Consider the following 14,155-nt stretch of genomic DNA (forward strand, 5'->3'; position numbering starts at 1 on the left):
AAATAAATTCAAACCAACTAGTTAATCAAAAATGTTTATCATATAAACCTAAAAAAATGAAAAAAAACTTACTTCTTATTATTACAATTATTTTTGCATTATCACTTTCCAAAATTGGAAATAGTCAGGCATTAAGTGGAACTTATACTATTGGAATAGACAGTTCTGATTATGTGTCTTTATCTGCGGCAGTTGCCGATTTGGTTGCGAATGGAGTTTCCGACCATGTAGTTTTTAATATCCGGCCGGGGCAGTATATCGAGAGCTTTTCTATTGGCTCGGTAACAGATGTTTCACCTACAAGAACTATCACTTTTCAATCGGAAACCGGCGATAGTTCAGATGTAGAAATAACAAATCTGCTTACTTCAACAGCTTTGGTACAACTTTCTGGTGTTGATTATATAACTTTTCAAAACCTGACGTTTAAGATAGCCTCCGGAAGCTACATTGGCAAACTTATTCAAATAAACAGTGGATCGAACAATGTTTCGCTTCTGAACAACCGTTTTCTCGGTGTTGCTTTTGGAACTACAAGCACAGACGATGCAATTATCTACTCCGCAAGTGGTGCCAACGATAATATTTCAATTATCAATAATTATTTTGAATATGGCAGCTATGGTATTTATTTCTACGGTAGTAGCAGCACAAGTTCTTACTGTGACTATATGACAATTGAGGATAACCATTTCTTCAATCAGTTTTATTATTCTATTGAGTTGAAATATCACTATTACCTTTCGGTGAAAAACAATTTCATTGAAACTAATACTATAAATTCTTCATATAGAGCTATTTCCTGTTCATATTGTAATAGCGGAACTGATATTTCGCACAACAAATTTGTATATACCGGAACCAGTACCCTTTCTTCCTCATACGGTTTGTATATGTACTATTGCTCATCAAGTTTAAAAATTGATAAAAACGAGATATTATTTGGCGACTATTCGGGCAGATACGGTATGTATTTTAGTGAATGCAGCAGTGCAGATGTAGCTAACAATCTGGTTTTGAACGGATACAACTCGAGTTCATATACGGTTTATGTTTACAATTCTGACTATTTCGATTTTTATTACAACACATTCAAACAAAAAAGTACATCGAGTAGTGGAGCAACCATTTACTACAGAGACAGTTACTATAACAACTCAAAGAATAACATTTTTTACAATTCAGGAAGTGGCTATGCTGTATATATGTACAATTATAGTAGTTCAAATTTTTCGAGCTGCGATTACAATTGTTTGTATTCTTCAGGAAGTTATCCTGTTTATAGAGATGGAAACCAGAGCTTTAGTCAGTGGCAATCTTATTGGGGCAATTTTTCAGTAAATGAAGACCCATTTTTTGAAAGCGATTCAGATTTTGTGTCCCGTCAGTATTTGCTCGACAATGCTGGAATTCCCGTGCCCGGAATTAATGATGACTTTATTGGAAATCCACGGCCAATTACAAATCCTGATATTGGAGCTTTTGAATTTTCGGCTCCGGCCAACGATGCTGGAGTTTCTGAAATTGATGCAAGTTCTATTCTTTGTGATAATAATGGTGGAGCAGAAAGTGTTTTTGTGAAAATTCAAAACTTTGGCACAAGTCAATTGACGAGCCTTACAATAAATTGGGATGTGGACGGTATAGTTCAAACACCTTATCAATGGACAGGCAGCTTAAATCAAGGCGTAGAAAGTGATTTCTTAAATATTGGAAGCTATAATTTCGCTATTGGCTCGTCTCATACGATTTCGGCATGGACAAGTTTACCAAACAATATCGCCGAAGGATTTTCTTTTAACGACTTAGCTTCATCATCAGCTTATCATTTATCCCTTTCCGGAAATTACACTATAGGCGGAACTTCTCCTGATTTTACAAGTATTTCGGAAGCAATAAATGCTATGACAAACGGTGGGATATGCGGAGCTGTTGTCTTCAATATTCGTCAGGGAACTTACTATGGAAATATTTCAATTTCATCTATCACAGGTAGTTCAAGCACAAATACAATTACCTTTAAATCGGAAAGTGGTGATAGCACCGATGTAATACTTACAAATTCAGCATCAAGCGACGCATTGATAACTTTGAACGGAGTTAATAATATCACTTTCAAAAATCTATCATTCGAAGTTGGAGCAGGAAGCACCTCCGGAAGATTATTATATTTAGTTAGCGGAAGCAACAATATTAACATCGAAAACAACTATTTCAATGGCTCAACAATTGGAAGCACAGGAACCGAAAATGCTGTGATTTATTCGGCAAGTGGAGCAAACGACTATGTTGTTATAAAAAATAATCGGATTGAAAATGGCAGCTACGGAATATATTTCTACGGAAGTAGCAGCACAAGCAGCTATTGCGACTATTTTAGGGTTGAGAATAACTATTTCAAAAATCAGGTAATAACAGGATTGGAGCTAAAATATCATTACTATTTGACTATAGAAGACAATCTTTTCGAAACCAATACAACACAAAGCAGCTATAAATTTATGTATTTATACTATTGTTCCGGATATTCGAATGTTATAGAAAACGAAATGATTTATACCGGCACAAGCACTATGTCAAGTTCTTACGGCATACATCTGTATTATTGCGATTATCCAAAAGTTGAGAAAAACATTATTGAATATGGGACAAACTCAGGGCGTTACGGTTTGTACGTGTATGAATGTAGTTATGGTACAATTGCCAATAATTTAGTTCATGTGGGATACAATTCCAGTTCTTATTGTATGTATATGTATTATGCTGACTATATGGATGTTTATTACAATACTTTCAAATTAACCTCAAGTTCGTCGAGCGGAAGCGTACTTTATATGCGAGATTCTTATTATATAGAATCCAAAAACAACATATTTTATAATTCTGGTTCGGGCTATGCTTATTATTTATATAATTATTATTCAAGCTATTTTACCAGTTCCGATTTTAATTGCTTATATACAAATGGCTCTTACCCTGTATATACTAGTAGCAATCAGACATTTAGTCAATGGCAATCTTATTGGGATAATAATTCTATTGAAGCCAATCCTCATTTCGAGAACGACACTTCCTTTTTTACTCAGCAGTACATTATGGACGGTGCCGGTGTGCCTGTTGCAGGAATTGGCGACGATTTTTATGGAAACCCACGACCTTTGTCGCAACCAGATATAGGAGCATTTGAATTTATAATTCCTGAAAACGATGCTGGAATAATTGACATCAACAACAACCTGGAACTTTGCGACAATAATGGAGCAGCCGAAATTATTATGGTCGATTTTAAAAATTACGGCACAGATACTCTAAATTCTGTAACTATAAACTGGATAGTAAACGGCAATATGCAAACTCCTTTCCAGTGGACTGGTTCTCTGCTGCAAGGCGAGGAAATTTATGATATAGTAGTAGGTACATACCAATTTGATATTGGTGTCTCAAATTCAATAAAATCATGGACAAGCAACCCAAACTCTTCAGCCGAAGGTTTTGTCTATAATGACACTTTAGAGATTGCCGGTACACATTTGGCTTTGGCAGGAAATTATACAATCGGAGGAACCAATCCGGATTTCTCTACCATTAATGAAGGAATTACTGCACTAAATTATGGAGGAATTTGTGATTCAGTAATTTTTAATATTGCTCCGGGCGATTATTACGAAGAAATATATTTAAACTCTATTCAAGGAAATTCTACATATAACCCAATTATTTTTCAGTCTTCGACAGGCGATAGCTCCGATGTGAATATTTTTCACCTTCTCACCAGCAATGCACTTGTAACACTCAATGGGGCAAATTATATAACTTTCAGAAATCTTGGTTTCCAAATAGGATCTGGAAGTAGTATCGGAAAACTCTTTCAAGTAAACAGCAGTAGCTCTTATATTAATATCGAAAACAATCTTCTTACAGGCTCATCAACAGGTTCTACGGGCACAGAAAACGCTTTAATTTACTCAAGTACAGGAGCAAACGATTATATAAAAGTTAGAAACAACAGATTCGAAAATGGAAGTTACGGCGTTTATTTTTATGGAAGTTCAAGCACTAGCTCTTATTGCGATTATTTTACATTAGATGGGAATTTGTTTAGAAACCAGACAATTAGAGGAATTGAACTTAAATATCATTATTATTCTGATATTAGAAATAATTATTTTGAAACCAATACAAATGAAAGTTCATTTCAATTTATTCATTTAAATTATTGTAATTATTCCGATATAATTCACAATGACATTAGATATACTGGAACATCCAGTATGTCAAGCTCTTATGCTATCTATTTATATTATTGTAATTATAGTTTTAATATTGAGAAAAATACTGTTTTTTATGGCTCAAATTCAGGAAGATACGGAATATATCTCTATGAGTCGGAAAATGGAAAAATTGCAAACAATATGATTCAGCTTGGCTATAATTCGAGCTCATATTGCGTTTATATGTATTATAGCGATTATTGCGATTTTTACTATAATACATTTAAACTTACTTCGTCCTCGTCGAGCGGAAGTGTTTTCTATATGAGAGATTCATATTACATTAATTCTAAAAACAATATTTTTTACAACTCCGGTTCGGGTTATGCTTATTATTTATACAATTATTATTCGAGCTTTTTCACCAGTTCAGACAACAATTGCTTCTACACAAATGGAAGCTATCCGGTTTATACAAGTAGTAATCAAACATTTAGCCAGTGGCAATCTTATTGGGACAGTAATTCCATTGAATGCGATCCGGTTTTTGAGCATGACTCAATTTTTCTTTCACGGCAATATTTAATAGATGGTGCAGGTATTCCCATCGCAGGTGTTAGCGACGATTACAATGGAAATTTAAGGCCAACTACCAATCCAGATATTGGAGTTTACGAATTTGACATTCCTGACTCAGATGCAGGAATCTATGAAATTGCAACAAGTTCAATATTATGCGACAATTATTTGAATGATGAAAGCATAATTGTAAAAATAAAAAATTTCGGTGTGGACACTTTAACTTCAGTTTTCTTATCGCATGAGGTAAATGCTAATATTCAATTAGCCTATGCCTGGACAGGAAACTTAGCTCAAGGAGAAGTAAGCGACGATATTGTAATTGGAACATATAACTTTTCAATTGGCAGTTCGAATACCATAAAAGCATGGACATCTTTCCCAAACAATAACACAGAGGGTTATGCTTACAACGACACTTTACAAACGAGTCCAACACATTTAGCCCTGAACGGAAATTATTCTATCGGTGGATTAAATCCAGATTTCACAACAATTTCTGAAGCAATCACTGCTTTAAATTCTGGTGGAGTATGCGGACCAGTAGTTTTTAACATCCGCCAAGGAACATATTATGAAGACATGTATTTTGGAAGTATAACGGGAACTTCATCATCAAATACTATCAGTTTCCAGAGTGAAAGCGGAGATTATAACGATGTTATTGTAAGCAATTTTTTGAGTTCATCTGCATTAGTTCAACTAAATGGCTCTGATTATATCAATTTCCGCAATATGACATTCGAAGTAGGTTCAGGTAGCAATATTGGGAAACTATTCAGTTTTGCCAGTAATAGCGATAATATTATGCTTGAAGGAAATCGTTTTAAAGGTTCAACAAACGGTAGTACAAGCACAGACAATGCGATAATGTATTCATCTTCAGGCGAAAACAATAATATTGAGTTTCACAATAATATTTTCGAAGATGGAAGTTATGGTATTTATTTTTATGGAAGCTCAAGTTCATCGTACTATTGTGATTATATGACAATTAAAGAAAACTCATTTTTCAATCAGGAATACAGGTCTATTGAAATGAAATATCATAATTACGCATCTATTGATAGCAATTATTTCGAAACCAACTCTATAGAATCATATTTCAGATTTATTTATATGAGTTATAGTGATTATAATGATATTCACTCGAATGAAATGCTATACACCGGAACAAGTTCTATGTCGAGTGCTGCCGGGATTTATTTGGAATATTGTGATAATTCACCCTCAATTCAAAAAAATTCTATCATTTTTGGACAAAATAGTGGTCGTTATGGAATTTATATATATTACAGTGATTATTCCTTAGTTGCAAATAATCTAATACAAGTAGGTTATAATTCAAGCACTTACGGAATTTATATTGATGATTCGAACTACAACGATTTTTATTACAACAACATAAATGTTTCGAGTACAAGCAGCTCAAGTTCAGCTATATATGTTAGAGATTCATATTATATGAATTTTAAAAACAACATATTTGCAAACACAGGCACCGGATATGCAATGTATTTATATAATTATTATAGTAGCGTATTTTCCGGAGGTGGCTCAGATTATAATTGCTTTTGGACAAATGGAAGCAATTTAGTTTATGGAAGTTCATCTTATAGCACACTAAGCCAGTGGCAGGCATACAGCTACGATTTAAACTCAATAAATGTATCGCCGGATTATTTTGCAACAACAAATTTAAGAACCTGTAATTCGAATCTTTATGCTGCCGGAGTACAAGTTCCCGGAATTCCGGATGACTATGATGGAGTTGCCAGAAATTACTACAATCCTTCTATTGGAGCTTTTGAATTAGATACTGCATATATTGTAAATCTTGGCAGCGACCTAATTATTTGCTCAGGAAGTTCAGCAACTATAAATGCCGGAGCATACGGAACATCTTACATTTGGTCAACCGGTGATACTACTCAGACAATTACAGTTTTCCAAAGTGGCACTTATTCCGTTTCTGTAACCAATCCTTGCGGTCTTTCTGTTGATACAATTTTAGTAAGCGAATCTTCTTCAAACCTAATAGTTGATCTGGGCTCTGATACTACAATTTGCGAAGGTTCTCCCCTATCGCTCGATGCTGGAAATTCGGGCTCGGTCTATTCATGGTCGAATGGAGGCACTTCACAAATACAAATAATTAGTACTACAGGATATTATTCTGTAACTGTTACAAACCAATGTGGTACACAAAATGCCGATATTAATATTTTGGTCAGCAATATATTGGCAAGTGCCGGACCTGACCAAAGTATAAATTATCCGAATAGTGCAAATCTAATTGCTACAGCTACTGGCGGTTTTCCACCATATAGCTATAGCTGGCAACCCGGAAATCTGACAAGTCAAACCATCACAGTATCTCCATCTATGTCAACAACCTATTATTTGCAAATTACAGATAATGTTGGCTGTACTTCAGATGACGATGTATTTATTGATGTACAAGGAGGTAGTACCATAACTGCTAATGCTGGTCCGGATGCTTCTGTTTGTGTTGGTAATAGCATCACTTTGTCAGGAAGTGCTTTTGGCGGAACCGGTGCTTATTCATTTGAATGGTCTCCCGGCGGTTTCACAGGACAAACAATCAGTGTTAGCCCAACTATTGCTACTATTTATACTTTAACAGTTACTGACAGTATTGCCCAAACAAGTTCAACCGACCAAGTGATAGTTACCGTTAATTTTAATCCGATTGCAAATGCCGGAGTTGATCAATTTATTTGTACAGGCGAAATTGCAACATTAAACGCAACCGCATCAGGAAGTTTGAGCTACAGTTACATTTGGGAACCCGGAAATCTTGTTGGACAAGTAGTTCAAGTTAGCCCAACAGTTACAACTCCATATATATTGACAGTAATAGATGAAAATTCATGTACTGGCACCGACCAAATGACTGTTAGCCTTCTGCCAAATCCTGTTGTAGATCCAGGTCTTCCTCAAGAAATTTGTGCCGGCGATAGTGTAGTTCTAAATGCTTATGCAAGCAATGGCGGCGGTGGTTATATTTACGAATGGAATCCGGGAACAATTTCAGGATCATCTGTTGTAGTTTCTCCACTCGCAACAACTACATTTACAATTTCAGTTTCTGATGTAAATAACTGTTCAAGTTCTGCAGATGTACTTGTTACTGTTAATAATATTCCTGTTGTAAATGCTGGTATTCCGCAAACAACATGCTCTGGTGGTCAGATAAACCTTTCGGGAATTGCAGTTGGAGGAGCCGGTGGTTATTCATATGAATGGAATCCAGGAAGTTTCTCAGGACAATCAATTCAAATAACTCCTTCAGCAACTACAACATTTTCTTTATTAGCAACCGATATGAATGGCTGTACAGGAAATTCAGAAGTTACTATCTATGTAAATGATAGTCCGGTGGCAAATGCAGGAATCGACCAAAACATAAATGTAGGCAGTTCAACAACATTAAATGCAAGTGCTACAGGTGGCGATGGCAATTATATTTATATATGGACACCAGGAAATATGATTGGACAGTCGGTGATGCTTAGTCCAACAGCAACCACAACATTCAACTTGATGGTTACTGATGGTAACAATTGCTCCGGCTCAGACGATATTACTATTTTTGTATCAAGTGCCGGACTATCTGCCGATGCAGGACCAGATCAGGAAATTTGCGATGGCAATTCAGTAATATTAAACGCTTTAGCAACGGGAGGTTCCGGATCATATAGTTTCGATTGGATGCCCGGCAATCTAAGCGGTCAAAGCATTTCTGTTTCACCGGCAATTTCCACTGTTTATACTTTAACAATTACCGATCAGACAAATAGCGAAATTGCAATCGACCAAATCATAGTAACTGTAAATCCTGTTCCGATTGCAAATGCAGGTTTTCCTCAGATAGTTTGTAGCGGAGAATCGGTAACTCTATCAGGTATAGTCTCCGGTGGCAGTGGCGGGAATTCTTTTTTATGGCTACCTGGAAATTACTCAAGTCAGACTATAAATATAAATCCTTCTGTAACAACTTCATATTATTTTTCTGTAACTGATTCTAACAATTGTAGCGGAACAGATAATGTATTGATAACTGTAAACGAACTTCCGGTTGTGAATGCAGGATTTCCGCAAACTTCATGCCTTGGCGACATAGTAAGTTTAAATGGACTCGCAATTGGAGGTGCAGGGAGTTACGATTATATCTGGAATCCGGGAGGTTTTACAAGTCAAAGTATAGAAATTACTCCGGCAGCTACACAAACCTTTGTTCTTTCGGCAACAGACACAAACGGATGTATAGGCACAGGCGAAGTTTTAATTACAATTAATGATGTGCCAATTGCTAATGCTGGAGCGGACCAGTCGATAGTTATTGGAGGAACCGCTACTTTATCGGGAATTGCAAGTGGTGGCGATGGAAATTACACTTATGTTTGGACGCCAGGAAACTATATTGGGCAAACTGTTAATGTATATCCAAGTGTAACAACAATGTACACCTTAAATGTTACAGACGGTAATTCTTGTACAGGAACAGACGATATGACAGTTACGGTTGGAAGTTCAGTAATGATTGTAAATGCCGGCATCGACAAAGTAATATGTAAAGACCAAACTGCAATTCTTAGTGCAAGTGTTTCAGGAGGTTCAGGAAATAATTCCTTTTTGTGGACACCTGGAAATTATACTAGCGAAACCATTATTGTAAGTCCTTTGATTACAACTACATATACGCTGATGGTAACGGATTTGTCAAATTCTAATCAGGTATCAGACGACGTAATGCTAACAGTTCATGAAAATCCACCAATGCCAACAATTACTCAAAGAGGTGATTCATTATTAACTATTTCCGGATATTCCTATAATTGGTATTTTAATGGGAATCTGCTTACAGAAACGGAAAATGAAATTCTCGCTCTTGTTTCCGGTGTATATTTTGTTGAAATAATAAACGAAAATGGATGTTCTTCGGTTTCGCAAGTATATGATATTTCTGTGATAGGAATTGATAATACTGAATTGACAACTCTTTTCAAGATTTATCCAAATCCGAATAATGGCGAATTTTTTATTGAAATCCACAATATCAATTCTTTAAATATAGATGTCAAAATTCATAATGTTCTTGGCGAAATTGTGTATTCTGAACAAATTTCATCACATACCAACAATTATAAAAATAGCATCAACCTAAGCAACAATCCGAAAGGAGTATATTTTGTAACAATCAAAACTGACGATAATGTTTTTGTTGGGCAGTTGGTTTTGCAATAAACAAAAACCTTATATTTACATACCTTAGAAATTGTGTTAATGCAGACCTGACAGGTTTTTGAAACCTGTCAGGTGGGGTGCAAAAATCCATTTTATAACTTCGTTCCATTTTTCATTCAACTGCTTTACAGTTGTTGATTGATTGGGAGGCTCTATTTCTATAAACATTTCAGTCCTATGGACTGTTAATCAAGCTGGGAGAGCTTATATGTTTATAGTAACAAAATAACCAAGCAAACTCAATACCCCAGCAGGGAACAATAGAAAACAGTAAGAAAATCACATATTTACCTTATCCTATAATTGATTGAATTATTGTCTAAAATATGGCGGCTAATAATAGTGACTGTCAATTTTTCTTTCTTCTTTCATGGTTTTCCAAAATTGTCTTATTTCAATACGTTTCGGCTCTTTGATATTTATTACTCCGTATCCATTTTGTAATTTATCAATCGCTTGCTCTAATTTGAATTTACTGCTCGGTGTTCCTACAAAAGGTTCAATTATTCTGTAGTCTTTGTTTTTAACGTTTAGACAAATCGGTATTTTAACTTGTGATGAAAAATCAAAATCTTTTTGTCTGTAATCGTCTGCACCTTGCGAAAGCATTATTACTACAACTCCTTTTGACCTTACAATTCTTAGCATTTCTTGAAGTGCTACTCTTGCATTTTTGTTTTTTAAATAAACATGAGCTTCGTCAACTACAACAATATAACGCAAAGGTTTTATTCTGTTTTCGTCTGGTTGAGTATCCGTAGCATTACTGAAAACATTTAATAAATATTTTAAAGTAAAAAAGACTGTTAATTGGCGAACAGTTTCAGGAATGCTACTTGGTAAATTCAAGTATATGTTTTGATTGTAAATTTTTTCATTAGGATTTGTTGGAACAGCAAAAATACCTCTCGATAATTTATCAAAAATATCAATTAGTGTATCAGGTTTTAACTTAGTTTCTTCATAATATAAAAGTAAACAATCATAAATATCTTCAATTGTTGGAATAGAATTTTTATTCTCTTCAAAATAATCTCGAATAACTTTTCTTAGATTTAAACCTTGTTTTGTTCCTAAATTAGCTAATCCGCAAAGAATATCAGAAAAAGTAAGAATTTGATTATCTCTTATATCGTCATCTTTTGAATTAATAATACTTAAAGGATTAAACTCGTAGTTATCTTTAAGTACATCAACAAATTGGCAATTTGTTTTTTCTAAGAAAGTTGTTAGTTTTTCCTTTTGTTCTCCTTTGTAATCAAAGAAAATGAAATTAATATTATTTTCACTTTGTTTTGATATATGATATAAAACATCTTTGATTAACTCTGTTTTACCTGAGCCAGTCATACCTGCAATTGCAATATGGTTACTATCAAACTCATTTAAGTCGTTTAATCTGATTTTAACTGGTTCATTTTTTTCGTCTGTGCCAAGCTCAAATTCTATTAATTCTTTACTTTCTTTAAGATTAGCATTTTCAGTTGTTTGAACATTTATTTTCGGCTTGTTTGACAAAATACTTAATCCGTCTTTTACCATTTTCATTAAATAGTTCACATGATAACCGCCTGCTATGTTCTTATTTTCTAAATCGTTGTTTATTTTTTCAAGTCCAAAATCTAAGTGTGAACGAAATAGTTTTGAAAACTCATCTTCATATAATAAACGTCCATAATGTTCGTCTAAAAGAGCTTTGAATATCACATAATTAGAGCGATTGCCTATTGATGTACCGAACAGACCTCTATCATCACGCCAGTCCCTACCGTCAGCACTTGGAATATTTGCATTTTCCAAATCGAAACGTTTTCCAAGTTGTAAACTAAACGAAAATGCAATTCGGGGAACGATACCTTCAAATTTAAAATTGTAAAGGTCTTTTATTTTTTCGATGAGTTCATCGTTTCTTTTGCTTATTCTAATTCTCATAACTTTGGAAATATCCGTTTTGAATTGTAGTTCTATTATTTTTATTTACTAATAAATACGCACTTGATACATTTTTCTCAATCTGTTTAAATCGAGAAGGCGGAATTTCATTATTAGTAGCTAAAATCACAACCTGTTTAGCTAAATCAGGATAATACGATAACAAAACATTGTTAATATGCTCATGGTCAAGTCTGCCAAGTGGTGTGTCTATAAATATCGGAAAATCTTGTATCGCTTCATTTAACATTGCTTTAATTAAACATGATATATAAAGTTGCTTTTCTCCCTGTGATAGTGTTTCTTTTGGTATCGGATTGCCATCCGAATTATACAAAGTAACTTTTAATCCTCCATTTTCTGGTAATGCGTGAACTTTTACATCTTCGATAAACAGATTTTCAGATTGTAGTTTGTGCATTAATGTTTGAAGTTCTGCGAAAATATTTTTGCCTAAATTATTTTCCTTCGCTTTTTTCTGCTTTTCAATAAACAAGTTGAGAACTTTTATGTAATTGTTTGTCGCTTCTAATTTCTTTTTCAATTTATCTCTGGTTTCAACTTTATTGCTGAGTACTTCAAGTTTTTGATTGAATTTTGATATATCCTTTTTTAGTTTAGTAATTTCATTTTCCAATGCTCCTTTTTGGATATTGAGTTTATCAATTTTGGTTTGAGTATCTTCTCTTTTTGTAGAAAACTCCAAAATAGTTTCGTCTTGTAAATCTGCATCTATCTGACGAATAGTAGTTTCTAATTCTTGTATTTCATTTTTTGTTCTGTTGTAGCCTTCAATAGTTTGCTGTATAATTTCTTTTGATTGCTGTAAAATAATGTTGTATGCTTCTTTAATTAATTCTTTATCAACATTATTTAAGTCGTGTTCAAATTGTAATTCGGTATTTTTACTATCAACCTTAAAAATACTTTTATACAATTCTTGTGCTTTGTTGTAATAAAAAGTTTTTGCTTTGAAAGTCATACTTTCCTCATTTGGCGATTTATTGAAAAGGGTTTCAATAAATTCATCAAATTGTTCTAGCAAATTATTTGTAGTTTCTTTCGATAATTTTTGTTTATCCTGTTGGTTGATATGTTCAAAAACTTCTTCTAAAGAACTTGATGCTATTGCAAATGGTAAAATCTCGCTTAATTCATTGAATTTTTTTTCATATTCTTTTTCGCTTGTCAATAAAACATCTTTTCTTTTTGTCAATTCTTCACGATTGTAATTCCGTAAAGCCTTTTTACTGTGCTGGTTTAAAAAGTTGTCGTATTCTTTTAATTGAATTTTTGCTTTCTGAATTTCTTCCTCTATTTCCAGAATTTTATATTCAAAATCATCAATTTTGTTTTCACTTAATTTTATTGCATCTTCGGTATTGATAATTTGTTCCCTAATATTTTCGGTTGCTCCTTCCTTTTTTAAGTTTTTAGAATAAACTTCTAAGTCTGAAACAAGTCCTTCATAAATATCTAAACCAAGTAACTTACCAAGAGCATCGTTCATAAATTCGCCCTCTTCTTTTGTGGTTAGTTCGGCAAGACTCGCAATTTTTTCTGCATCAAAAAATACGAATTTAGCCGCTTCAAGTGGCACAATGTAATCATTAATGAAATCAATTTTTTCATCATCAGTTGTAAATACATTTTCTTCTGTTTCCTGAAATGTTATTTCCAAGTTATCACGCATAGTGTTTATATCAAATTCGCGTTTTATTTTACATTTTGTATAAACATTATCAAAGCTGTTTTCTTTTGGAATTTCAATTTCATCAATGTATAATTCGACAAAGAAATTTGACTTACCTTCTTTTTCGGCCTCCCAGTTAAGTGTTTGCTTAATAAATTGAGAAAAATTCTTTTCCTTTTTTATTTCTTTTTTAAAATTTTCATCAATGAATTCTATTTTATCACCGTATAAACACCAAACTAATGCAAGTAAAAAATTGGTTTTCCCAAAACCATTTTTTCCACCAATTAGTATTAGATTTTTATCATGGCTTGTTGACAAATCAGCAATATTTCTAAAGTTTCCTTAATTTTTCAATTCAAAACTTCTCTACGCTACAATTAACAAAGCATAACGAATTTTCAGAAGTGGAAGTTACCTTTTTATAAAAAGGAGTCTCAATAATTGTATATTTACTTGACTAAAAATA

At 33.6% G+C, this 14,155-nt stretch carries 2 protein-coding genes and 1 pseudogene; 1 reads left to right on the forward strand and 2 read right to left on the reverse strand.

Annotation, left to right across the window (positions count from 1 at the left end):
* Positions 1-56: 56 nt before the first annotated feature.
* Positions 57-10,061 carry a T9SS type A sorting domain-containing protein gene (locus tag HN894_15420; GenBank protein ID MBT7144712.1) on the forward strand — a complete coding sequence of 3,335 codons (10,005 nt, stop codon included), beginning with the start codon at positions 57-59 and terminating at the stop codon, positions 10,059-10,061.
* A gap of 333 nt (positions 10,062-10,394) precedes the next feature.
* On the opposite strand, the gene HN894_15425 is transcribed toward HN894_15420, so the two are convergent.
* Together HN894_15425 and dndD are read right to left on the reverse strand one after the other, a co-directional pair.
* Complete coding sequence (locus tag HN894_15425; protein ID MBT7144713.1) at positions 10,395-11,993, reverse strand: DndE family protein; 1,599 nt, start codon at positions 11,991-11,993, stop codon at positions 10,395-10,397.
* A pseudogene (dndD, locus tag HN894_15430) lies at positions 11,983-14,022 on the reverse strand (DNA sulfur modification protein DndD). Before dndD ends, HN894_15425 begins: the two are co-directional and overlap by 11 nt.
* Positions 14,023-14,155: the final 133 nt, after the last annotated feature.

This window comes from Bacteroidota bacterium (genome assembly GCA_018692315.1).
In the GTDB taxonomy this organism is placed as follows: domain Bacteria; phylum Bacteroidota; class Bacteroidia; order Bacteroidales; family JABHKC01; genus JABHKC01.